The sequence below is a fragment of the Pseudofrankia sp. EUN1h genome, assembly GCF_001854645.1.
Classification (GTDB): domain Bacteria; phylum Actinomycetota; class Actinomycetes; order Frankiales; family Frankiaceae; genus Pseudofrankia; species Pseudofrankia saprophytica.
On sequence record NZ_MBLN01000063.1, the window covers coordinates 40,172 to 63,536 of the forward strand.

Annotated in this window: 17 protein-coding genes; 9 read left to right on the top strand and 8 right to left on the bottom strand. The window is 72.6% G+C overall.

From position 1 onward, the window contains the following. Positions 1-55: 55 nt before the first annotated feature. From BCD49_RS23000 to BCD49_RS23010, 3 genes are all read right to left on the bottom strand, one after another. Positions 56-1,024, bottom strand: a complete 969-nt coding sequence (locus BCD49_RS23000; RefSeq protein ID WP_232794189.1) for a peptidase — start codon at positions 1,022-1,024, stop codon at positions 56-58. A 59-nt stretch (positions 1,025-1,083) separates the two neighbouring features. Continuing rightward, positions 1,084-1,578, bottom strand: a complete 495-nt coding sequence (locus tag BCD49_RS23005; RefSeq protein ID WP_007515115.1) for a hypothetical protein — start codon at positions 1,576-1,578, stop codon at positions 1,084-1,086. A 187-nt stretch (positions 1,579-1,765) separates the two neighbouring features. Further along, entirely contained in the window at positions 1,766-2,782 is a 1,017-nt protein-coding gene (locus tag BCD49_RS23010) for an LLM class F420-dependent oxidoreductase (RefSeq protein WP_007515114.1), read from the bottom strand. A gap of 287 nt (positions 2,783-3,069) precedes the next feature. Here BCD49_RS23010 and BCD49_RS23015 point away from each other — a divergent pair, with 287 nt between their 5' ends. The 5 genes from BCD49_RS23015 (at position 3,070) to BCD49_RS23035 (ending at position 8,648) form a co-directional block, all read left to right on the top strand. Continuing rightward, positions 3,070-4,596: an aldehyde dehydrogenase gene (locus BCD49_RS23015; RefSeq protein WP_007515113.1), complete on the top strand. Its 1,527-nt coding sequence runs from the start codon at positions 3,070-3,072 to the stop codon at positions 4,594-4,596. Further along, positions 4,593-5,315, top strand: coding sequence for an EthD domain-containing protein (locus tag BCD49_RS23020; protein WP_007515112.1), 723 nt, complete (start codon positions 4,593-4,595; stop codon positions 5,313-5,315). The genes BCD49_RS23015 and BCD49_RS23020 overlap by 4 nt, the downstream gene beginning before the upstream one ends. Positions 5,316-5,371: 56 nt before the next feature. Then, complete coding sequence (locus BCD49_RS23025) at positions 5,372-6,490, top strand: NDMA-dependent alcohol dehydrogenase (RefSeq protein WP_007515111.1); 1,119 nt, start codon at positions 5,372-5,374, stop codon at positions 6,488-6,490. Between the two features lie 14 nt (positions 6,491-6,504). Continuing rightward, a complete protein-coding gene (locus BCD49_RS23030; protein ID WP_083401643.1) occupies positions 6,505-7,671 on the top strand; it encodes an NAD-dependent epimerase/dehydratase family protein in 1,167 nt (388 codons plus the stop codon). A 356-nt stretch (positions 7,672-8,027) separates the two neighbouring features. After that, positions 8,028-8,648 carry a TetR family transcriptional regulator gene (locus tag BCD49_RS23035; protein ID WP_027141055.1) on the top strand — a complete coding sequence of 207 codons (621 nt, stop codon included), beginning with the start codon at positions 8,028-8,030 and terminating at the stop codon, positions 8,646-8,648. Positions 8,649-8,913: 265 nt separating this feature from the next. Here the strand turns inward: BCD49_RS23035 and BCD49_RS23040 are convergent, their stop codons facing one another. Continuing rightward, positions 8,914-9,393: an Hsp20/alpha crystallin family protein gene (locus tag BCD49_RS23040; protein ID WP_007515108.1), complete on the bottom strand. Its 480-nt coding sequence runs from the start codon at positions 9,391-9,393 to the stop codon at positions 8,914-8,916. Positions 9,394-9,844: 451 nt separating this feature from the next. On the opposite strand from BCD49_RS23040, the gene BCD49_RS23045 reads away from it, so the two are divergent. From BCD49_RS23045 to BCD49_RS23055, 3 genes are all read left to right on the top strand, one after another. Further along, positions 9,845-12,568 carry an ATP-binding cassette domain-containing protein gene (locus tag BCD49_RS23045; protein ID WP_007515107.1) on the top strand — a complete coding sequence of 908 codons (2,724 nt, stop codon included), beginning with the start codon at positions 9,845-9,847 and terminating at the stop codon, positions 12,566-12,568. Between the two features lie 284 nt (positions 12,569-12,852). Further along, positions 12,853-14,034, top strand: a complete 1,182-nt coding sequence (locus tag BCD49_RS23050; protein WP_071041893.1) for a ferritin-like domain-containing protein — start codon at positions 12,853-12,855, stop codon at positions 14,032-14,034. Between the two features lie 75 nt (positions 14,035-14,109). Beyond that, the gene (locus tag BCD49_RS23055; RefSeq protein ID WP_007515103.1) at positions 14,110-15,039 is read left to right on the top strand and encodes an exodeoxyribonuclease III; all 930 of its coding nucleotides are present in this window, start codon (positions 14,110-14,112) and stop codon (positions 15,037-15,039) included. Positions 15,040-15,146: 107 nt separating this feature from the next. On the opposite strand, the gene BCD49_RS23060 is transcribed toward BCD49_RS23055, so the two are convergent. Then, positions 15,147-15,758, bottom strand: a complete 612-nt coding sequence (locus BCD49_RS23060; RefSeq protein ID WP_007515101.1) for an Hsp20/alpha crystallin family protein — start codon at positions 15,756-15,758, stop codon at positions 15,147-15,149. 586 nt (positions 15,759-16,344) lie between these two features. Here BCD49_RS23060 and BCD49_RS23065 point away from each other — a divergent pair. Further along, a complete protein-coding gene (locus BCD49_RS23065) occupies positions 16,345-19,257 on the top strand; it encodes an alpha/beta fold hydrolase (protein WP_007515099.1) in 2,913 nt (970 codons plus the stop codon). A 22-nt stretch (positions 19,258-19,279) separates the two neighbouring features. Here BCD49_RS23065 and BCD49_RS23070 read toward each other — a convergent pair whose 3' ends face one another. The 3 genes from BCD49_RS23070 to BCD49_RS45925 form a co-directional block, all read right to left on the bottom strand. Next, complete coding sequence (locus BCD49_RS23070) at positions 19,280-20,185, bottom strand: crotonase/enoyl-CoA hydratase family protein (RefSeq protein WP_007515098.1); 906 nt, start codon at positions 20,183-20,185, stop codon at positions 19,280-19,282. A gap of 158 nt (positions 20,186-20,343) precedes the next feature. Next, positions 20,344-21,099: a DUF4230 domain-containing protein gene (locus BCD49_RS23075; RefSeq protein WP_007515097.1), complete on the bottom strand. Its 756-nt coding sequence runs from the start codon at positions 21,097-21,099 to the stop codon at positions 20,344-20,346. Between the two features lie 74 nt (positions 21,100-21,173). Continuing rightward, the gene (locus BCD49_RS45925) at positions 21,174-22,988 is read right to left on the bottom strand and encodes a PP2C family protein-serine/threonine phosphatase (protein ID WP_051467273.1); all 1,815 of its coding nucleotides are present in this window, start codon (positions 22,986-22,988) and stop codon (positions 21,174-21,176) included. Between the last annotated feature and the right edge of the window lie 377 nt (positions 22,989-23,365).

Below are 23,365 nucleotides of genomic sequence, written 5' to 3' on the forward strand. Positions count from 1 at the left end.
GGACGCGTTACTGTCCCATGCTCCCCGGTTCCCGGCCTCGGTCAGGGGCGCGGCTTCAGTCTGAACGGCGCTTCCGGCGCAGCAGGGTGAATGTCAGACCAACAAGCACGACCAGGACGACCGCCAGGGAGGCAAGGAGGACGGGCCCAGGCCGGGAGGTCCTGGTGGCCGGGTCGGTGCCGGTCCTGCCGGGCAGCGTGACGGTGGCCTGAGTGGTCCGTTCGAGAAGGCCACTCCTGAGTCGGATCTTGACCGTCCACCTGCCCTCGGGTAGCCGGCTGTCGAGGACCACCTCGACCGGTCCGGCCTGACCGGTGCCCACGGTGGTGCCGAGCCGGGCAGGGAACGGTCCGGCGCTGAGTCCGCCGGGGCCGTCGGTCAGGGTCAGATCGCCGCTGAGATCCAGTGCGCGGCCGCCGGTGTTGTGGACCCGCGTGGTGACGGCCGGTCGGCCGTTCGCCAGGCGCTTCGCGGTGATCCTGTCGATGACGAAGTCGGATGGAGGGGGTCCGCCGGGGCCGACGGCCAGGTAGACACGCACACCTACGCGGCTGACTTCGAGGATGCCTTTGCTCTGCTCCGGTGTGGAGGAGGCGGCGACCTCGGCCCAGATGCCGGCGTAGCGCTCGCCTGGGGAGGCGTCCCGAGGTACCGCGATGGTCACGGTGACAGGTGCCGACGCACCGGGCGGCAGGGTCAGGACGTGCCGGTCGAGGCTCATCCAGCTCGTCAGCTCGTTGGGGGTATGTCCTGGAGCGACGTCGAACGATCCGTTCTTGACGGACGCCGCTCCGGGGTAGATCGACACGTGCGCCTCGGCGTCGGACTTGTTGGTGACCTCGACTCGCCTGTGGATCACGGCACCGAGTTTGAGGTAGTCGACGATGTAGAGCCGCGCGCGGGGGTCGTCGACATCGTCAGCCGGCACGTCGACCAGGCGGATCCCGACGCTTCCCGACGTGGAACCACTGGCCCGCGCGGGCTGGGTGAGCGCGGTCGTGGCCGGGATCAGAGTCCCGGCCACGACCACTGCGAGTGCGGTGAGAACACGTCGCACGCTGTACACAGCCGGATGTCGTCTCGTCAGATGACCGAGTGGGTGACGACCGAGCTATACGTCCCCGCGGTGGCGTTGGGCGGAATCGTCGCGGTAATCGTGGGATCCCACGTCGCGGTGTTGTTACCGCCACCAGGCCAGGTCGGATTGAGCGTCACGATCTGCTGCGGGTTGGGTGTGAGCGTCACCGGCGTGTTGATGGTCCACTGGCTGATCGGGATTCCCGTGGAACTGACCACTCCGGTGTCGTACGACGCGCTGAGGACATGCGTCCCGTTTTGCAACGGTGTCGCCGAGACCGACGCCGCCCAGGCGGCGGGGTCCGCGCTGCGGTTGTCGGTCACGGTCACCGGGCCTAGCGGGCCGCTGGCGGACGAATCCGTCACGGGCTTGATGCCAAGGCTCACCGGCAAGGTTGGCACGGTGATGTCCAGCGTTCCACCCGTGAGTTCAAGGGTGACCGCGGTGTCTCCAGAACCAGCCGCACTGGCCGGCAGCGCCATTGCGGCGGCGAGAATCACGGAACCTGCAAAGATGGGGACAGTTCTACGCAAAGCACACCTCTTTGGACATCGCAAAGTCGGCGAAACGAGCCGGATTTGGATCACGCTCCTCGAGGATTATCACTCTGAGTAACTATTCAAGGGCAGCAAGTGACCGTGTGTTCCGGCCCTGTGGCCCGGAGCATCCGGGACCTTGGAACGGCCGTCAGAGCAGGTCGGCGAGGGCGCGCAGGTGGGACGGGTCCTTGACGCCGCCGACGAGCAGGGTGGTCACCGGGGAGTCACGCCAGAGCTGGAGGCGCTCGCGGATGCGAGCGGGCGGGCCGACGAGGGCGATGCCGTCGGCGAGGTCGTCGGGCACGGCGGCCGCGGCGGCGGCCCGGTCGCCGGCGAGGAAGAGGCGCTGGACCTCGGCCGCCTCGTCGGCGTAGCCGAGCCGGCCGATCAGGTTGAGGTGGAAGTTCACCGTCCTCGCACCCATCCCGCCGATGTAGAACGCGAGCGTCCACCTGACCACCTCGAGCCCCGCCGCGACGTCGTCGGTGACGGTCACCGTCACCGGGCAGGCGATCTCGAACCCGGGCGGAGCACCCTCGAGCACGTCGGCGTAGGCCTTCGGGCCGCGCTCGGCGTGGTAGAAGATCGGGACCCAGCCGTCGGCGATCTCGGCGGCGAGCGCGACGTTGCGCGGGCCCTCGGCACCGAGGTAGATCGGGACACGGCCGCGCAACGGATGGACGATCATCCTCAGCGGTTTGCCGAGGCCCGTGCCGCCCGGGTAGGGCAGCGGGTAGTGCGGGCCGTCGTTCGTCACCGGCTCCTCGCGGGCCAACGCCTTGCGGATGACCCCGACATACTCGCGGGTGCGGGCGAGCGGTTGGGGGAACGGCTGGCCGTACCAGCCCTCCACCACCTGCGGCCCGGAGACACCGAGGCCCAGGATCACCCGCCCGCCGGAGAGGTGGTCGAGCGTGGCCACGGTCATCGCCGTACAGGCCGGGGTGCGCGCCGAGAGCTGGATCAGGCCGGTGGCCAGCTTGATCCGGCTGGTGTGCGCGCCGTACCAGGCCAGCGGGGTGACGGCATCGGAGCCCCAGGCCTCGGCGGTCCACAGGGAGTCGTAGCCGCAGGCGTCCGCCTCCTTGACCAGCTCCAGCTGGCCGGGCGGCGGGCTCGCTGGCCAGTAGCCGAGGTTGAGGCCCAGCTTCAGGTCCGCGGTCATCGCGTCCTCCTGTCGTCGCGTCCAGCCGGCCGGCCGTGTCCCCTGGCTGACGGGCCATCAGTGCCTCTGGTAACCGGGCCGCCGGAGGCGCGAAGGAAGAGCATTTTCGCGCCTCCTTTGGCCGACTGGAAGCATTGCGGATTTCTAGAACTCGTACTAGTTTTCGGGCGTCCGATCCAGTGAGCCAGGCCACTCGTCCAGCCGGGGCACGCGCGTGACCGCGACGACGCCAGATCCCGGACGACACCGACCCAGCGGCGCCGGGCGACCGGCGGACGGAGGCGACGATGCAGGTCCACGACCGGCTGTTCATCGGGGGCGCGTGGGTGGCGCCCGCCGGGACCGGCACCATCGACGTGGTCTCGCCACACACCGAACAGACCATCGGGCGGGTGCCGGAGGGCACCACCGCCGACCTGGACGCCGCGGTCGCCGCGGCCAGGGACGCCTTCGACAACGGCCCCTGGCCGCGGATGTCGCCCGCCGAGCGGGCGGACGCCATCGGGCGGATCGCGGCGGCGCTGACCGCGAAGGCCGACGAGGTCGCCCGCACGATCAGCACCGAGATGGGCAGCCCGGTGAGCTGGGCGCTGTTCGGGCAGGTGTACTCGACGACGTTCGCGCTGGACTACTTCGCGAACCTGGCGCGGACGTTCGCGTTCACCGACGTGCGCGCGGGGATGCTCGGCCCCGCCCTGGTCCGCCGGCTGCCGATCGGCGTCGTCGGGGCGATCGTGCCGTGGAACGTGCCGCTCTACGTCACCGCGCTCAAGCTGGGCCCGGCGCTCGCGTCCGGCTCGACGATCGTGATCAAGCCGGCGCCGGAGACGCCGCTGTCGGCCTGGCTGCTCGCCGAGGCCGTCGAGGAGGCCGGCCTGCCGCCGGGCGTCGTCAGCATCGTGCCGGCGCACCGCGAGGTCGCCGAGCACCTCGTCCGCCATCCGGGCGTCGACAAGGTCAGCTTCACCGGCTCGACGGCCGCCGGGCGGCGGATCGCGTCGATCTGCGGGGAGCGGCTGGCCCGCTGCACGCTCGAGCTCGGCGGCAAGTCCGCCGCGCTGCTGCTGCCGGACGTCGACATCGAGGCGGCCCTGCCGGCGCTGCTGCCGGCGGCGCTGATGAACAACGGGCAGGCCTGCGTCGCGCAGACCCGGCTGCTCGCGCCCCGGGAGCGGTACGACGAGATCGTCGAGGCGCTCGTGGCCAAGGTCGGGGCGATGAAGGTCGGCGACCCGCTCGACCCCGCGACCGAGGTGGGCCCGCTGATCGCCGCCCGCCAGCGTGAGCGGGTCGAGGGCTACATCGCGGCCGGCCGGGAGGCCGGCGCCAAGGTCGCGCTCGGTGGCGGTCGGCCGGCCGAGCTGGATCGGGGCTTCTACGTCGAGCCGACCGTGTTCACCGAGGTCGACAACGGCATGAGGATCGCCCAGGAGGAGATCTTCGGCCCGGTGCTGTCGGTCATCCCGTACTCGGGGGTCGAGGAGGCGGTGGCGATCGCCAACGACTCCCGCTACGGCCTGTCCGGCTCGGTCTGGACGGCGGACACCGACCGGGGCCTGGAGATCTCGGCCCGGATCCGCACCGGAACGTTCAACGTCAACACGTTCATGCTGGAGAACTCAGCGCCGTTCGGCGGCTTCAAGGAGTCCGGGCTCGGCCGCGAGCTGGGGCCCGAGGGCCTGTCGGCCTACCTGGAGTACCAGTCGGTGAACCTCCCGGCCGGCTGGACCCCGCCGGCACCAGCCGCCGAGGCGGGCGCGGCCGCGGACGCAGCGGGTACGGACGCAGCGAGCAGGGACGGGGCGGGCGCGTGAGCGGCGAGGGGGCCGGCGCGTTAGCCGGCGCCGGCGGGGCCGGCTCCAAGGAGCCGTCCGCCGGCGAGGTTCTGCTGTTCCTGTTCACCCGCAAGGCTGGCGTGTCCGAGGACCAGTTCCGCGACCACTACCTCGGCGTGCACGCCCCGATGAGCGTGGCGCACTCGACGGCCACCGGCCGCTACGTCGTGCGCCTCGTCGAGGGTGGCCACGGGCCGCTGCCGCTGGACGCGGTCACCGAGATCCACACCGAGTCGGTCGACGCGTTCGTCGACCCGGCGAAGGGCTGGGACTCGGCGGAGAACTGGAAGGCCGTGATCGACGACGCGGCGAGCTTCCTCGACGGCTTCCACATGTACCGCGTCAGCCGCGAGATCCTCGTCCCCGCGGAGACGGCCACGCAGCCCCCGGGCGCGGTGGCCGGGGCGGCCGAGGCCGCCGCCGGCGCGGTGGGGGCGCGCGGACGCTCGCCCGGCGTCGTGCTCGCCCGGCTCTTCCTCACCGACGACACGGGCGAGGAGGCGGCCGACGAGCCGGACGGCCCGGACGCCATCCCCGGCGCCGTCCGCTACCGGGTGCTCGACACGCTGAGCCCGGGCGCCCCGCCGCTGCACGCCGTCGATCTCGTGACGCTGCCGGACGCCACAGCGGCCCGTTACCGTCCGAACACTTATCTACTCGGCGAGTACGTGCAGAAATGGCCAAAGGAGGTGCGATGATGATCTTCCATCGCACCTCCGGAGGCCTCCCAGGCGATGAGGAGGTCTGACGGACCATGCGCACCAAGGCAGCGGTGATGTGGGAGCTGAACCAGCCCTGGACCGTCGAGGAGATCGAGCTCGACCCGCCGAAGGCCGGCGAGGTGCTGGTCCGCTGGCACGTCTCCGGCATGTGCCACTCCGACGACCACCTGCGCACCGGCGACATGGGCGCCGGCACGCCGATCGTCGGCGGTCACGAGGGCGCCGGCGTCGTCGAGTCCGTCGGGCCCGGGGTCACGAGCATCGCCCCGGGCGACCACGTGATCTGCACGTTCATGCCGTCGTGCGGCCAGTGCCGCTGGTGCGCGAGCGGCCGCTCGAACCTGTGCGACCTCGGCGCGAACCTGATGATGGGCTACGGCGTGGACGGCACCGCCCGGTTCCACGCCCGCGACCAGGACTGCGCGGCGATCTGCTTCCTCGGGACCTTCAGCGAGTACGCCGTGCTGCACGAGCGCAGCGTCGTCAAGATCGACGATGACATCCCGATGGACGTCGCCGCGCTCGTCTCCTGCGGCGTGCCGACCGGCTACGGCTCCGCGGTCCACACCGCGCGGGTCGTCCCCGGCGAGACGGTCGTCGTGGTGGGCGCCGGCGGGGTCGGGATGAACGCGGTCCAGGGCGCGCGGATCGCCGGCGCCGAGCGGATCATCGCCGTCGACCCGGTCGAGTCCAAGCGGGATGCCGCCAAGATATTCGGCGCCACCCACGCGGCGGCCGACCTGGAGGCGGCGACCGCGCTCGTGCGCGACCTGACTCACGGGGTGATGGCCGACGCCGCGATCATCACCGTCGGCGTCGTCAAGGGCGACCAGCACATCGCGCCGACGATGGCGCTGGTCTCCAAGGGCGGCCGGGTCGTCGTCACCGGCGTGTCGCCGGTCCAGGACAGCGACGTCAAGCTGTCCCTGTTCGACCTGGCGATCTTCCAGAAGGAGCTGCGCGGCACCTTGTTCGGCGCGTGCAACGCCCGCTCGGACCTGCCGACGCTGTTCCGGCTCTACCGCTCCGGCCAGCTCAAGCTCGACGAGCTGATCACCAACCGCTACCCGCTGGAGGAGATCAACACCGGCTACGCGGACATGCTGTCGGGCCGCAACATCCGCGGCGTCATCGTCCACGACGTGAGCTGACGGAGGCGCACGCGATGTCCGACACCGCGCAGGCCCCCGCCGGGGGCACGGGCTACGACCAGCTCGCGGGCGCCACGGGCGTGGGCGCCGGCGACGCGGACGCGTATCCCGAGGCGACGAAGGGCGCGGCGGGCCCGTCTCGCCGGGTCGAACTGGTGGACCTGACCGACCGGACGATCATCGTCACCGGCGTGACCGGTCAGGTCGCCCGCCCGCTCGCGACCGCGCTCGCGCGGAACAACACCGTCTACGGCGCGGCCCGGTTCAAGGACGCGGCGCTGCGCGAGCAGCTGACCGCGGCCGGGGTGCGCTGCGTCCCCRCCGACCTCGTCACCGGTGACCTGTCCGGGCTGCCGGAGCGGGTCGAGTACGTGCTGCACTTCGGCGTCGTCAAGAGCAACCGCTGGAACGTCGACCTGGACGGCAACGTCGGCGGGACGCTGGCGCTGGCCGAACGCTACGCCGGGATCGCGCGGGCGTTCCTGCACTGCAGCTCCGGTGCCGTCTACGCACCCGACCACGAGGGGGTGCTGGCGGAGGACCACCCGTTCGGCGACAGCCACGCCGTGTGGCCRTTCCTGCACACCTACAGCGTCTGCAAAATCGCCGCCGAGAGCGCGGCGAGGTACGCGGCCCGCCGTTTCAGCCTGCCAACGACGATCGCGCGGCTGAACGTCCCCTACGGCTCCGCGGCCGGTGGTTTGCCCGACTACCACCTGCAGATGATGATCGCCGGGATGGCGGTGCCCGTCTATGGCGAGAGCGAGGCGGCCGCGACCCCCACCCGGTACCAGCTGCTGCACGACGACGACACCGCCGCCATGATTCCCGGGCTGCTGGCCGTGGCGGACGTGCCGGCGACGGTGCTCAACTGGGCCGGGCCCGAGACGGTCGCCGTCCAGGAGTGGTGCGCCGAGCTCACGGCGCTCACCGGCGTCCCGGCGACGTTCGAGTACACGAAGGCCACTCTGGGCAGCGTGGTCATGGACCTGGCGACGCTGCACGAGCGGGTCGGCCGGGCGAAGGTCCCATGGCGCGACGGCGTGCGCGCCATGGTCGCCGCCCGCCACCCGCACCTGCTCCGCGCCGACGCCGACGCCACCGCCCAGGCCCAGGCCCAGCCGCGCMCGGCTTCGAGGGAGGAGGACCGCGGGAGACGGCGGCGAGGTCAGCTGACCTGACCAAGCGTCAGGCGCGCGACGTGACGATGTTCGGTGAACATGGTCACATGGCCCGCTTCTGACGCCCCGTCGGGTCGTCGCCTTACGCTTACCAGGTGTCCCCAGCCGACGCCCCTGCCCTCGACAAGACCGCCAAGGCCGCCAGCCGCCAGAGCCGCGGCCGTGGCCGCGCCGCGAGCGCCCGGCTCACGGTCGACGCCGGCGACGGCCCGGTGGCCGACGGCGAGGCGGGCGCGACGCCCATCGCGGACGCCGAGACCGGCGCCAGCTCGGCCGGCGACGCCAGCTCGGGCGACGACGCCAGCTCGGCCGACGCCAGGTCAGCGGCCGCTGCGCCACGGGCGGCGGACGGCCGGGTGCCGGGCCGCCGGGGCCTCGCGACCAGGGCCCGTCTGCTGGACTGCGCCGCCGCGATGCTGGAGACCACCCCGTACCGGGAGCTGACGGTCACCGACGTCGCGCGCGAGGCGGGCACCTCACCCGCGACCTTCTACCAGTACTTCGTCGACATGGAGACGGCGATGCTCGCGCTCGCCGAGCAGGTCGCCGACCAGGGCTCCGAGCTGTCGGACCTCGTCGGCGCCCGGCCGTGGCGGGGCGCGGCCGGCTGGCACGGCGCCGAGTCGCTGGTCGACGGGTTCCTGTCGTTCTGGCAGGCGCACCAGCCGGTGCTGCGGGTCGTCGACCTGCTCACCGAGGAGGGCGACCAGCGGTTCCGCCGCGCCCGGGTGCGCATGCTCAACGCGATCACGAGGTCGCTCGCCGGCGTGGTCGAGGAGGCGCAGACCCGCGCCGGGCGCACCGCCGAGGTCGAGCCGATGGCGATGGCCGGCGCGCTCGTCTCGATGCTCGCGCACGTCGCCGCGCACCAGCCCGGCTTCGAGGCCTGGGACATCCACGTCGCCGACCTGCGCCAGGCGATGATCCGCCTCGTCTTCTGGGGCGTCACCGGCCCGAAGGTCCCCCGGGTGATCTAGCGCCGCCCGTCGGCGTTCGCCGACCAGCCCGCCGCCGCCAGGGCGACCAACCTCCAACGATCCGTATTGCCCGCAGCTTTTCACCCGATTATCCGATTCGCCCGTTTCACGGCCTCTTGGCTCAGTCGGCCGGCCGGCCCACCCGCCGTTCGTCCGGCCGCCCGGGCGTTTCCGGCTCATCGACGATTTCCCGCCTCGGTGCCGGGAGAGCGGGGCGCCCCATGCCCCATACGGTTCGGACTTTCCCGCTTTCCGCCGATCGGGTTCAGGCGGCTTCGATTTCGATACGACGAGGGTGGGTGGCGCGCTGCTTCGCGCAGCGGATGGTCAGGACACCGTCACACAGTGAGGCGCGGACCGAGTCGGGATCGACGTCGCCCGGCAGCGCGATGCGGTGCTCGAACAGACCGGTGCGGCGGGTCTGGCGGCGCAGCTTGCCGGTGCGCTCTCGTTCCTTGATCTCGCCAGTGACGATCAGCTCGTTGTCCTGCAGATCGATGGTGACGTCCCTCCGGGGAACGCCGGGCACATCGATCTCGACGATGAGCTCGTCATCGGTCTCCTCGATGTCGACCGGTGTGATCATGTTGGCCAGGGTGCCGAAGGTGCGGCCCTCCGGAGCCCCGCCCGTGACCACGTCGCCGAGCAGGCTGCCCATCTTCGCCCAGGCGTCCTCGATCTCCCGGAACGGATCCCACCTCGCCAGCATCGGGCGGACGTCGCCGCCACGCGTAGGAAGTGCCATTGCTCCTCCTTGGATTTCGTCATCGAGCAGGTGGATCGCCGGCCCGATGGTGTGACCGGTGTAGGACGAGGRAACGCGCCGCGGACCCACCGACCGGGCTACGCGGCCCGCCGCGCCGTCGGCCGCGGGCCGCGGTCAGGCCTCCGGCCCGCCCGAGGTACCCGCCCGTAATGCCTTGCCTACCCACTGCGTTTCGAGACATGTGCGGTCGGAAATTCGACACGGCTGTAAGGACCCGCCCGTTCCGCGCGGTACCTGGGCGCACTAGCGTGTTTGCCAAACGGCGGGTCGAAACGCGTGGGCCAGATTCGCGCGCCTCGACCCGTGGGCGATGGCCGGGCCGGCGATGGCGCGGTGCTTCGGCGGCGCGATCGTCGCGCGGCCAGGCATCGGCACCGCCGTACCCAGGTGCGGACGAGCAGTGACGAGCAGTAAAGCGGAGGGGGACGGGGTGGTCAGCACCGCGCTTCGGGTGACGACATCGGCTGGGGAGGCGCTGCTTACCGGTCCGGAACCCGCGGTGATCGGCAGGGCTCGGTCCTCGACCGTCGTGATCAGCAACAGTCAGGTGTCGCGCCAGCACGTGCTGCTCACACCGTCGGCGTCCGGCTGGCGGGTCGCCGACAACAGCGCCAACGGGATCTGGCAGGATGGCCGACGCGTCACCGAGCTGGAGCTCCGGCTCGGCGAGGTGGCGAGCATCCGCCTTGGCGGGGTGGACGGCCCGGAGGTCGTGATCACCGCCGTCCCGGCCGCCGGCGCGCCCGCGGCGTCGGCCGCCCCGAGACCGGCGACCCCGCCGGCGCGGGCCCCACGCCCGCCCGCGGCCCAGCCCGGTCCGCCGGCCCAGCCCGGTCCGCCGGCTCAACCCAGTCCCGAGATACCGCCCACCCCACATCTCTTGCCCGCCCTGGCCGGCCAGTCGGTGCCCGGGGGGCGGACCGGCACGATCGACCCCGCGACCACCGCGAACCCGTCGGTGCCGGCCGCGCGCAAGGTGCACCCGATCTCCGGCGGCCGGATCCGGCTCGGCCGGTCCCGCGACAACGACGTGTCGGTTCCGGACCTGCTCGCCTCCCGTCACCACGCCGACCTGTTCCTGCACCCCGGCGGCGGCGCCGAGGTCGTCGACCTCGAGTCGGCGAACGGCACGTTCGTCAACGGCCAGCGCGTGCAGCGCGCCCCCGTCGGGCAGCGCGACGTGATCGCGATCGGCCACCACCTGTACCAGCTCGACGGGGCGACCCTCGTCGAGTACCGCGACTCGGGCGACGTCGCGTTCGAGGCGCAGAGCCTCAACGTCTGGGCTGGCACGAAGCAGCTGATGCACGACATGACGTTCCGGCTGCCGGCCCGCTCGCTGCTCGGCGTCGTCGGCCCGTCGGGCGCCGGCAAGTCGACGCTGCTCAATGCGCTCACCGGTTTCCGCCCGGCCGACGCCGGCACCGTCCGCTACGCGGGCCGCGACCTGTACGACGAGTACGACGAGCTGCGCCGCCGGATCGGCTACGTGCCGCAGGCCGACCCGCTGCACGCCCAGCTGACCGTCCGCCAGGCGCTGGAGTACGGCGCCGAGCTGCGCTTCCCCGCGGACACCACCAAGGACGAGCGGCGCTCGCGCGTCCAGGAGGTGATCGGCGAGCTGGGTCTCACCCAGCACTCCGACACGCCGGTCTCGCGCCTGTCCGGTGGCCAGAAGAAGCGCACCAGCGTCGCGCTGGAGCTGCTGACCCGGCCGTCGCTGCTGTTCCTCGACGAGCCGACCTCGGGCCTCGACCCCGCCAACGACCAGGCGGTGATGGACACGCTGCGGGCGCTGGCCAAGGGCGGCGGCGCGGGTTCCGCCGACGAGCAGGGCCGCACCGTCATCGTCGTCACCCACAGCGTGCTGTTCCTCGACCGCTGCGACTACGTCCTGGTGCTGGCCCCAGGCGGCTACATCTCCTACTTCGGCCCGCCGGAAGGGGCGTTGGGCTACTTCGGCAAGCGGGACTTCAAGGACTTCGTCGACGTCTTCCGCGAGCTGGAGAACACGCCGGGCGAGGAGATGGGCGCCCGGTTCCGCGCCTCCGAGCACTACGTGCCATCGGCCATGGTCGCGCCGTCCGTGCGGACCGCGCCGCCGGCGCTGCCGAGCATCCGCCAGCAGCCGGTGGCCAAGCAGCTGTCGACGCTGACCCGCCGCTACCTGAAGGTCATCCTCGCGGACAGGTCGTACCTGCGCCTGATCGCCGCCTTCCCCGTCTTCCTGGGAATCATCCCGCGGGTGATTCCGGCGCCGGACGGGCTGGGGGTGCTGGCGAACGGCCGGCCGAACGGGGACGCGACGAAGGTACTCGTCGTGCTCATCCTGTGTGCCTGTTTCATGGGCATGGCCAACTCGGTACGCGAGATCGTCAAGGAACGAGACATCTATCGCCGAGAACGCACCATAGGCCTGTCCAGATCGGCCTACCTCGGCTCGAAGATCGTCATCCTGACCGGCATCACGACGCTGCAGTGCATCATCTTCACGCTGATCGGCCTGGTCGGGCGCACGCCAGAAGAGGCGGTGGTGGTCGGTTCGCCGCTGCTGGAGTGCCTCATCGCGATCGTCGCCGCCGCGCTCGTGTCGATGATGATCGGCCTGCTCGTCTCGACGCTGGTCGACAACGCCGACAAGACGATGCCGTTCCTGGTGCTGATCACCATGGCGCAGCTGGTGCTCTCCGGCGGCCTGATCACCGTGTCCGACGGGCTCGGGTTGCAGCAGGTCAGCTGGCTCGCCCCGGCGCGCTGGGCCTTCGCCGCCCTCGCCGCCACCGATGATCTCAACAACGCCGGCAAGCTCGGCGACGAGCGGATCGGCACCGCGCCCCGCGACACGCTCTGGGACCACAACGCGCCCACCTGGGTGCTCGACATCGCCGTGACCCTGGCGATCGGCGTCGTCCTGCTCTACCTGACGTCGGTCATGCTGCGCCGCATCGAACCGAAGGTCGGCCGCCCGGCAGCCGCCGGCGTCGCCGCGAACGCCGTCGCCGCCTACGGCCCCGCCGGCGCGGCGGCACCGGGCGGGCCCGCCGGCTACCCTGCCCCCGCGGGCTACCCGCCGGCCGGCGGCGCCCCGTGGTCACCCCAGCCCGGCGCCCAGCCCCCGCCCGCTCCCGGCTCCTGGGGCTCCCCCGGCCGCTGATCCGAGCTGACGGCCGTCCGTGGCCCGCCGCGTCGCGGCGGGCCACACCCATGTCCGGCCAGGGGGTGTGCGCAGGCGCCTGGTTTGGCACGATCGTGGGGCTGACTGCCTGACCGTCCTTGGCCGCCGGAGGCCGACACCAGGGCCGACCACCTGCCAGCGCGACCAGACCGGCCGCGACCACACCCGCGCGGCCGAACCAGACCGATCCGCCCTCCGCCCACCGCCCGCGCGCCGCCCGCGCGGGGGCGGCGCCGGTGGGTTGGGAGAGGGGGCCGAACCTCATGTCCACCTACCMGCGGTACGTCGAACCCGTCGAGCGCACGACCTGGGACGTCCCGTCCGCCGGGGCGGCCCGGTTCAGCTGGGAGTACGACGAGGGGCGCGAGCGGTTACTCGCCCTCTACCAGAAGGGCAAGGACAAGCAGTGGGACGCCGGCACCCGGATCGACTGGTCGCTCCAGGTGCCGTACGGTCGGCCGCTCGGCCTGCCCAATGAGACGATCGCGATCTACGGCACCCCGGCGTGGGACAAGATGTCGGACGCGAACCGGGACGAACTGCGCCACCACCTGGCTTCCTGGCAGTTCAGCCAGTTCCTGCACGGCGAGCAGGGAGCGATGATCTGCAGCGCCCGGATCGTCGAGTCGGTGCCGGACATGGACGCGAAGTTCTACGCGACGACGCAGACCATCGACGAGTCCCGGCACGTCGAGGTCTACTCCCGGTTCCTGCACGAGAAGCTCAGCCTGATCTATCCGATCAACGAGCACCTGAGGCTGCTGCTCGACCAGACCCTGTCCGACAGCCGCTGGGACATCCCCTACCTCGGCATGCAGGTGCTCATCGAGGGGCTGGCACTGGCCGCGTTCGGCCTGCTGCGCGACATGACGCCGCTCCCGCTGCCCAAACAGATCCTGGCGTACGTCATGCAGGACGAGGCCCGCCACGTCGCGTTCGGCCGGCTCGCGCTGCGTGACTACTACAAGGAGCTCACCGACGCCGAGCGCGCCGAGCGGGAGGAGTTCGCCGCCGAGGGCTGCTTCCTGATGTACGAGCGGCTCAACGGCTCCGAGGTCTGGGAGAACATCGGGCTGGACCTCGCCGAGAGCACCGAGCTGGTCAAGAAGTCGGACTACTACCGGACGTTCCAGACGCTGCTGTTCAGCCGGATCGTGCCCTGCATGAAGGACATCGGCCTCTGGGGCCCGACGATTCGCGACGCCTACGCGAAGCTCGGCGTCCTGGAGATGGCGAACGTCGACCTCGGCGCGCTGATGGCCGCGGACGAGCGCGTCGCCGAGGACGTCGACGACGAGCGCCGGCGTGCGGCCRCGCGCGAGCGGTCCGAGCTCGCCGGCCGCCGCGCCGAGGTCGCCGCCACCATCGCCACCGCGGCGGGCACGGCCTCTCCGGCCGAGGTCGCCGACGCGCTGCCGGCCGTACCCGGGGGCACGGCGCCCTAGCCCACCGGCCGGCCGGGGCGGAACAGGGACGGGAGGATCACCGCCCTGTCGGACCGGGGTACTAACGTCTTCGATGTGCGGATCGCGACGTGGAACATCAACTCGGCCAAGGCCCGGCAGGCACGGCTGATCGAGTGGCTCGACCGCGCCCAGCCCGACGTGGTGTGCCTGCAGGAGACCAAGCTCGACGACCAGTCGTTCGCCGAGGCCTTCGACGAGGACCTGTTCCGCCGGGGCTACCGCTACGCRCATCACGGCGACGGCCGGTGGAACGGGGTGGCGCTGCTGTCCCGGCAGGGCCTCGACGACGTCGAGCGCGGCCTTCCCGGCGACCCGGGCTTCCCCGCGGGCGCGCCCGAGCCGCGGGCCATCGCCGCCACCTGCGGCGGCATCCGGATCTGGTCGCTCTACGTGCCCAATGGCCGCACTCCCGAGGATCCGCACTACGCCTACAAGCTCGAGTGGCTCGCCGCGCTGCGCGGCCTGCTCGCCGAGGTGGCGCCGCGGCAGCCGATCCTGGCCTGCGGCGACTTCAACATCGCCCCCACCGACGCGGACGTCTGGGATCCGGCCGACTTCGTCGGCGCCACCCACGTCACCGCCCCGGAGCGAGCCGCGCTGCACGCGGTGACCGAGGTGGGCCTGGTCGACGTGCTGCGCGCCCGCTGGCCAGACGACGTCGTCTACACCTACTGGGACTACCGGGCGCTGTGCTTCCCGAAGAACATGGGCATGCGCATCGACCTGACACTGGCGAGYGCCGACGTCGCGGGGCGGGTCGCCGCCGTCTGGGTCGACCGGGCGGCCCGCAAGGGCACCGGCACCTCCGACCACGCCCCGGTCGTCGTCGACCTGGACACCGCCCCGGACGGTGACGTCGGCCCCATGGTCCCACCGCCGTCCGCCAGGAGCTCGTCCGGCCGCGGAGGCTCAGCGCAGCGCGGCCGCGCCGCCGCCACGATCCGCCGCACGTCCACTCCGAAGCCGCCGGCGTCGGCCGAGTAACGCGGTGAGGCGGCGGCCAGCGCCGGACGTGCCAGGTGTTGGCTATCCGGTAGCTACCGGATAGCCAACACCCCTGGCACAGGCGGGTCCGCTCGCCCACTCCGCCGTCAGGCGGCGTGCTGGGCGCTCGCGGCCCCGTCGGCCCCGGCCTGCGCCGGCCCGCCCTCGGCCGCGCCGGCGACGGGGAGCTCGGCGGACGACGCGGCCGCGGCGGTCACCGGGATACGGGTGCTGACCGGCCTCGCGGCGGCACCTGGCAGCCGGATCGACAGCACGCCCCTGTCGTAGGTGGCCGAGACCCTGCTCGCCGCCGCGCTCTCCGGCAGTGAGAACTCGCGGCGGAACGAACCGCGCCAGCGCTCGCGGCGGATCCGGCCGCCCTCGCTCGTCTCGGACGAGTCGCCGCGCTCGCCGCGCACGACCAGCCGGCCGCGGTCGATCTCGACCGTCACGTCCTTCTCGACGTCCACCCCCGGCAGCTCGACGTTGACCACCACGTCGTCGCCGTCGGTCACCACGTCCGCCGACGGCATCACGTCGCCGAACCTCGCCGAACGGGCGGGCGCCGCCCCGTCACCCGACGCCGGCCGGGCCAGCGCCGCGGTCGCGCGCGGCGCCCGCGCGCGGTCCCACGGGCCGAACGAGGCACGGACGACGCCCTCGAACTCACGGTCGAGCCGCCCCAGCACGGCGAACGGGTCCCACAGGTAGGCACTCATCAAGATCGCCCCTTTCCGGTGCCCGGCGATCCCGGGCTCATGCTTGTTGAGTCTACCCGACTCATCCTTCCGAACGAACCTCGAGTCATGACGATTCCGCGCCCTCGGCAGGTTCGCGGGTCGACGTCGCGACCACTCCCGGCCGCGATCGGCGTCGGCGACCGCAGCCGTCAGCCGCCGTCCGACCACTGGGACCCGGCCCCACTTCGACCCCCCTCCCCGGCCCCAGCCCCAGCCCGGATGAGAGATCGCGGACACCACCGCGGCCGACGACCAGGAAACGGCGCGGGAAACGGCGCGGACACATAACGCGCAACCGGTGGCCGACCGCGAGCCCACCAACGACTCCCATAAGTCGACGTCGAAACAATCAGTGCACAACATGTCAATTGCCAAGTCAATTGCTCTTCAGCAGCCCACCCGGCGGCGGCGCATTATTTGGACGGTAGGAAAATCGCGGACATATAACGTGAGGCAGGAACGGGGGGCACACGTGAACGGGCCGCGCAACAGTGACGTAGGTGTCGGGTTCGCGCGGGTCGGTACAGATCAGACAAACGATCGACCATCACGGGACGGTGCGGCAATGACGACGTCGGCGGCGGGGGCTGCGGCGGACTGGGACGACGCCACACCGCGGAGCACACCACGCACCGGGTCACGCGCACGGCCAGCGGCCAGGACCACGCTGGAGACCACGGCCCGGTCGCTGGCGCCGGTGGTGACCGGGAAAGGCACGGCCGGGGGACGTACGGTCGCCGCACCCGGCGCGGTGCCCTTCCGTCCGTTGGAGCCGGCGGACCTGGAGAGCTCGATCTCCGCGCGGTTCCGCGCGGTCGCCCGCATGCTGCCGGACACACCGGCCCTCGTCTCCCCCGGCCAGTCGCTCACCTTCGCCGAGGCCGACGCCCGCGCCGACCAGCTCGCCGCGCTGCTGCTCGCCGAGCTGGGTACCGGCGACGAGCCGGTCGCCACGCTGCTCCCGCACAGCGCGGCCGGCCTGGTCGGTCTGCTCGCCGCGCTGCGCACCGGCCGCCCGGCGGTTCTGCTCGACACGATGCTCCCGACGGCGCGGATCGGGCAGATCCTGCGCCAGTCCGGCGCCGTCGGCTGCCTGGTCGACGCCTCCACCCGCCCGGTCGTCGACGAGCCCGGCACCACCGTCCGCGTCGTCGACGTCGCGGACGCCGAGCGCCACCCCGACGCGGCCACCACCGCCGGCATGCTCGGCCCCGACGGCGCGCCGTTCCCCGGCGACCTGGGCGGGGCCGACGCCGTCGCCTGCATCGTGTTCACCTCCGGCTCCACCGGCGAGCCGAAGGGCGTCGTCTGGACGAACGGCACCTTCGTCAACGACTGCTACGCGGGCATGCTCGCGCTCGGCTTCGCCCCCGGCGACCGGTCCGCGCTGGTGTTGCCGTACTCGTTCGCCGCGGGCCTGACGGTCGTCGGGTTCGCGCTGCTGAACGGTGTCGGCGTCTACGCCTACGACCCGCGGTCGCTGGGCATCCGCGACCTGCCCGAGTGGGTCACCACGAACCGGCTCACCACCCTGCACACCACCCCGTCGCTGCTGCGCTCGTTCGTCGGCGCGCTCGTGCCCGGAGACGTCCTTCCCGACCTGCGGCTCGCGACGACCTGCGGCGAGGCGGTGTACGGCGGCGACATCGCGGCGCTGCGCCCGCACCTGCCGCCGACCGCCACGTACACCAACTGGTCGGGCTCGTCCGAGGTGGCCTCGCTCGCGTTCTTCCAGATCGCCCCGGGCGACCAGATCCCCGACGGCACGATCCCCACCGGCTGGCCGGCCGCCGGCAAGGACGTGACGATCGAGCGCGAGGACGGCACGCCGCTGCCGACGGGCCAGACCGGCAACGTCGTCGTGACCTCGCACTACCTGTCCGCCGGCTACTGGAAGGCGCCGGAACTGACGGCCGGCAAGTTCACCGAGCTGCCCGACGGCCGGCTGCGCTGCCCCACCGGCGATCTCGGCCGGTTCGAGCCCGACGGCCGGCTCGTCCTGCTCGGCCGGGGCGACGCCGCGGTGAAGGTTCGCGGCTACCTGGTGGAGCCGAGCGAGATCGAGTCGGCGCTGCTGTCCCTCCCGGACATCAGCGAGGCGGTGGTCGTCGCGGTGCGCAACCCGCCGGAGCCGAACCGGCTGGTCGCCTACGTCGTCCCCCGTTCGGGCAACGCGACCCTGGCGGCGGCGACGATCCGCCGGCTGCTGCGCGCGAAGCTGCCGAGCTACATGGTCCCGGCGACGATCATGACGCTGCCCGCGCTGCCGCGCACCGAGCGCGGCAAGGTCGACCGGGCCGCGCTGCCGGCACCGCTCGCGGCGCCGGCCCGCTCCGGCGTGCCGCGTACCCAGTGGGAGGTGCTGCTCGCCGACCTGTGGACCCGGGTCCTCGAGCTCGAGGAGGTCGGCGTCGACGACGACTTCCTCGAGCTCGGCGGCGACTCGCTGGCGGCGGAGGAGCTGCGGGCGCTGGTCCGCGAGGAGCTGGGCGTCCACCTGCCAGCCACGGCGGTGATCGACGCGCCGACGCTCGCCGAGTTCGCCCGGAAGGTGTCGGTCGCGGACCGGTCGGGGCCCGCGCACCCGACGATCGTGCCGCTGCGTGCCCACGGCTCGCGCCCGCCGCTGTTCTGCGTCGCGGGCGCGGCGGGCCTCGCGCTGGGGTTCGTCTCGCTGTCGCGCCGGCTCGGGGAGGACCAGCCGGTCTTCGGCTTCCAGGCGCGCGGGCTGGAGCAGCGCGGCCTGCCGGACTGGACGGTCGAACGCGCGGCCCGCCGCCACCTGCAGCTGCTGCGGGTGATCCAGCCGTACGGGCCGTACTTCCTCGCCGGGCACTCGATGGGCGGCCTGATCGCCCTGGAGATGGCCCACCAGCTCGATGCGGCGGGCGAGGAGGTCGCGCTGCTGGTGCTGGTCGACACCTACCTGCCAGCCTCGCTGCGGTTGGCCTGGGGCAGCGAGGAACGACCCGCCGACCCGACCGCGGCCCCCGTCGGCGGCCGGGACGGCACCGGTGGCGTGGGCCTCGGGGTCGCCCGGGAGTACCAGCGCCGGACACGGGTGCGCCCGAGGCTGCGTTCGCTGGGCCGGGTGCTGCTGCCGGAGCAGCGGCGCAACCTGCTCAACAAGGAGACCCTGCGCCGCATCGCCCAGCTGCCGCTCACCGGCCTGCTCGTGCTACCGGGGCTCGACGAGTTCGAGGCGTTCTTCAACTACTCCCGGATGCTGGAGCGGTTCTACCGGCCCCGGCCGTGGCCGGGGCGGACGGTCGTCTACCGGGCGATGGGCAATCCCGACGAGCCGCAGGCCTGGTCGCGCTACCTGACCGGCGACCACACCTACCACGACGTCTCGACGGAGCACTTCTCGGTGCTGCGGGAGCCGCACATCCGCCAGATCGCCGAGGGCATCCGCGCCGGGATGGACGAGGTCCTCGCCGCCCGCGCCGCCGCGCCCGACGGCCGCGCCGCCCGTTGACCTTCGACCGCCTCCGGCGGGGTCAGCGGCCCTGGTAGCGGGGCGGGCGGCGCTCGACGAAGGCGGTGACGGCCTCGTTCAGGTCGTGGGACGGCAGGAAGGCGGCGTTCCAGGCCGCGACGTAGCGCAGCCCCGCGGCCACCGCCGGGCCGCGGGCGACGTCCAGGATCTCCTTGACGCCCTGCACGACGAGCGGCGGGTTGGCGGCGGCCTCGTCGGCGAAGGCGTGCGCGGCGGCGAGCGCCGCCGCCTGGTCGGCCACGACGTCGTTGACGAGGCCGATCCTCTCGGCGCGCGCGGCGTCGATGTCCTTGCCGGTGAGCGCGAGCTCGCGCAGGTGGCCGTCACCGATGATCGCCGGGAGCCGCTGCAGGCTGCCGAGGTCGGCGACGATCGCCACCTTCACCTCCCGGACGCTGAACCGGGCGTCGGCGCTCGCGTAGCGGACGTCGCAGGCGGCGGCGAGGTCCACGCCACCGCCGATGCACCAGCCGCTGATGGCCGCGGCGACCGGCTTGCGGCACCCCGCCACCGCGTCCAGAGCCCGCTGCAGGGAGCGGACCTTCGTGAGCATCGCCGTGCGAGCCCCGGCGAGGCCGCCATCGTCCGCGCCCCCAGCGGTGAGCCCACCGAGCATCGCGGTCAGGTCCAGGCCGTAGCAGAAGTGCGCGCCGGAGCCGGCGATCACGATGGCGCGCACCGAGTCGTCGCCGTCCAGCGCCGCGAAGACCTCGGGGAGCTCGCGGAAGAAGTCCGGGCCCATCGCGTTGCCCTTGCCCGGCCCGAGCATCGTCACCTGGACGACCCGGCCGCCGTCGCCGCGGCGCTCGACCCGCAGCGCCTTCAGACCCGGCGCGTACCCGTAGTCGGCCAGCTGGGCCGCCGGGTCCGCCTGGCCGCCGGCCTCGCCGTGGTCCGTCGTCGTCATCGCGGCGCCTCCGCTGGCCGGGGGTGTCTGTGCCCCGGGAGTGTCCTGGCAGTCCCCGGCCCGCCGCCTACCGTCGCACATCCGGCGCCTGACGCGCACGGGCCCGGGCGCGCAGCGCGCGCCCGGGCCCTCGTCGAGGCGGAGTGTCCCGCCCTACCTCACTTCTTGTCCTCCTCGTAGGTGACGGTGACGTTGGTGTAGCCCAGGGCGCCGAGCAGGCCCTTCAGCATCGCCGTCGTGTTCTGCTTGCCCAGCGCGATCACCTGGCCGTCACTGGCCGCGGCGGCCTGCATCTGCTCGGTCGCCCGGACGTAGAGGTCCTGGTCGGTGCTCTGGCCGCCGAACAGGCCCCCGATCCGGTCGAGCGCGCCGCGCTGGCGGGCGACGACGTAGCTCTTCTTGGGATCGAGGGTCGCCTTGCCGATCGTCGGCGCGGGCAGCCTGATCGTCACGGACTTGGTCGCCTCGTCGACCGTGACCCGCTTGCTGTCGAGGCCGGCGAAGTTGACCACCGAGTCGACGGTGCCGACGCCGACGAAGAGCACCCGCTCGCCCTTGAGCGAGGACGGGATCCACTTCGTGTCGTCCTCGACGTCGACGACCACCTCCATGTGGGCGCTCGCCGCGTGGTAGTCACTGAGGTTCTCCAGCGAGCGCAGCACCGGCGGCGAACTGCGGTCGACCTTCTTCTCGCTGAAGGGGTTGTGAAGCAACGACGGCCAGCCGGCGACGAAGCTGACCACGCTGGCGAGGACCACCAGCGCGACCAGCAACGTCACGATCTTGAGTAGGCCGCCGAGGGAAGGCGGCCATGCGCTCCGGCCACCGCGGCGGGACGCGGCGGCTCCGTCGGGGGTGGTGGGAGGCAGGGTGTCGGTCGATTGCGAGGTCGACCGACCGGACTCGTCGCTCATGGCTAGGGATCTACCCAAAAACACTGCCATCACGCAGGTTCGTCGCCCACAGGACAAATAACGAGGCCAGAGGGCTAGGCCCGAGCGCGGCGGGCTCCCGGCACGCTCGGGCTCAGCGAGAGCGCGATGGCGGTGCGGTCGTCGCTGGGGCGACCGGGAGCGTGGTCGCGCACGGCGGCGAACACGTCGTCGAGCAGCCGGTCGGGTGAGCGTCCGGAGACGCGGACCAGCTCGCCGACGAGCCGGTGGCGGCCGAACAGCCGGCCGCCGTCGTCGCGCGCCTCGACGAGGCCGTCGGTGTAGACGAACAGCACGTCGCCGTGGCCCAGGCGAAGCCGGCCGGTGCGCCAGGCTCCCGGCTCGGCGACCAGGCTGGACATCAGCGGCCCGGTGGATGCCAGCGGCTCCACCAGGCCCAGCCCGGCCAGCCGGTCCAGGCCCTCCGGATCGTCGAGATCATCGAGGCGGTCGAGCCCGACGAGGTCGTTGACGTCACCGAGGCCGTCCCCGTCACCAAGCTCGTCGAGGTCGTCAAGGTCCTCGAGCTCGTCGAAGTCGCCGCGGCCGCCGGGCTCGCCGCGCCCGCCGCCGTAGCCGGGGCGATAGCCGGCGGCGGCGCGGGCACGCGTCCGGGCGCCCGCGCCGGCCGCGGCGGGCCTGGCCGCGCGCAGCACGAGCGCGTCCGGGTGGCCGGCATTGGCGTAGATGATCTCGCCGTCCCACGGGTCGACGACCGCGATCAGCACGGTCGCGAACGTCTCGTCGGTGTCGCCGAGCGCCTCGACCACCCACTGCACCGCCGTCGCGGGCTCGGAGCCACGCGACAGCGACGCCGTGAGCAACTGCTTGAGCCGCAGCGCGAAGACGCCGGAGGCCGCGCCGTGCCCGGCGACGTCGCCGACGACGATCGCGACCCGGCCATCGGGCATCTCGATGGCGTCGAACCAGTCGCCCGCGAGCGCGCCCTCCGCCGGGTCGACCCGGCCGAGCAGCTCCAGCCCCGCCGTGTCGCGCAGCGACGACGGGGTCAGCGCGTCCCGCAGCGCCAGCACCGCCGGGCCCTCCTGGGCGAGCGCCTCCCAGGAACGCTCGTTCTGGCGGACCAGGCTCACCAGCTGGGCGCGCATCGTCTCGACGTTGCCGGCGAGGTCGACGATCTCGCGCGGGCCGACGGCGGGGATCGTGGTGTCGTGGCGACCGGCGGCGACGGCGTTCACCGCCCGGCGCAGCTCGTTGATCGGGACGATGAGCCAGCGCCGGGACAGGACGAGCATCAGCAGCGACATCGCCAGCAGCACGGCGACGATGGTGCCGACAGAGGTCAGCAGCAGGTCCGCCGAGTTCTTCACCCGGCCGGTCGCCGCGGACTGCTCGTCCGCGATCGCCTTCGTGAGGCCCTCGGTGGCCGAGCGCAGGTCGCGGAAACGCAGCAGGCTCTCGTCGCTGATCTCGAGGAGCTGCGCGGCCAGGGCGTTGCCGCCGGCCGCCTCGTCGAGCTCCGAGCGGACGACGCCGGTCCGCCAGGTCTGGTAGGTGCGGCTCAGCGCGTCGACCCGGGTGAGCAGGTCGGGGAAGTCGGTGACCAGGTCACGCAGACTCGCGGTCAGGACGGGGATGTTCCGCTCGGCGTCGCGAAAGGGGTCGAGCAGCTTGTCGTTCGCGCCGTCTGAGATGAGGTAGCCGCGCAGCGCGCTGCGCTGGTCGACGAACGCGGTGTAGAGCTGGGCGGTGACGGTCGCGGCCGGGTCGAGCCGGTTCGCGCGCTCCGCCGCGGCGTCGTTCGCCCGGACCGACGAGTAGACGGCGAGGACCATCGTCGCGACGATGGCGACGACGGCGAGCCCGACCAGCACGCGGACGCCGTGGCGCACCCCCGCCGATCCGCCCACGATCACTCCCTGGCATCCACGGCGCCGGCGTCATGCCGGCGCTCCTCTGACCCGACCCCGCCTGACCCAACCCCGCCCCCGCGCACGGAACCGGAGTGCCTCCCTCCGGACTACACATTGTGGGCCATTGTCGCCCAGCGGCTTGGAAGCGGACACGGCCGGTCGGCACTGGTGACGCGCGGTCACCACGTGGTATGCGCCCGTCTCGACGTGCGGCGGTGGCCGCCGAGCTGCCACGTGGCCTTGGGCCGAAGCCCGAGCCGACACCGGAGCCGGGGTGCGCATCCGGTAGGGCCAACACCAGAGCGGGTAGGCCTGCGCTAGGACGCACGCACCGTTATCCGATGGATACCTAGCGCGCACAGTCGAGATCGGCC

Excerpts from the sequence above, each read along its gene's own strand:
- BCD49_RS23075 (WP_007515097.1), bottom strand. The coding sequence starts at position 21,099 with ATGAGCGACGAGTCCGGTCGGTCGACCTCGCAATCGACCGACACCCTG.
- BCD49_RS23070 (WP_007515098.1), bottom strand. The coding sequence starts at position 20,185 with ATGACGACGACGGACCACGGCGAGGCCGGCGGCCAGGCGGACCCGGCG.
- BCD49_RS23010 (WP_007515114.1), bottom strand. The coding sequence starts at position 2,782 with ATGACCGCGGACCTGAAGCTGGGCCTCAACCTCGGCTACTGGCCAGCG.
- BCD49_RS23060 (WP_007515101.1), bottom strand. The coding sequence starts at position 15,758 with ATGAGTGCCTACCTGTGGGACCCGTTCGCCGTGCTGGGGCGGCTCGAC.
- BCD49_RS23065 (WP_007515099.1), top strand. The coding sequence starts at position 16,345 with ATGACGACGTCGGCGGCGGGGGCTGCGGCGGACTGGGACGACGCCACA.
- BCD49_RS23040 (WP_007515108.1), bottom strand. The coding sequence starts at position 9,393 with ATGGCACTTCCTACGCGTGGCGGCGACGTCCGCCCGATGCTGGCGAGG.
- BCD49_RS23025 (WP_007515111.1), top strand. The coding sequence starts at position 5,372 with ATGCGCACCAAGGCAGCGGTGATGTGGGAGCTGAACCAGCCCTGGACC.
- BCD49_RS23015 (WP_007515113.1), top strand. The coding sequence starts at position 3,070 with ATGCAGGTCCACGACCGGCTGTTCATCGGGGGCGCGTGGGTGGCGCCC.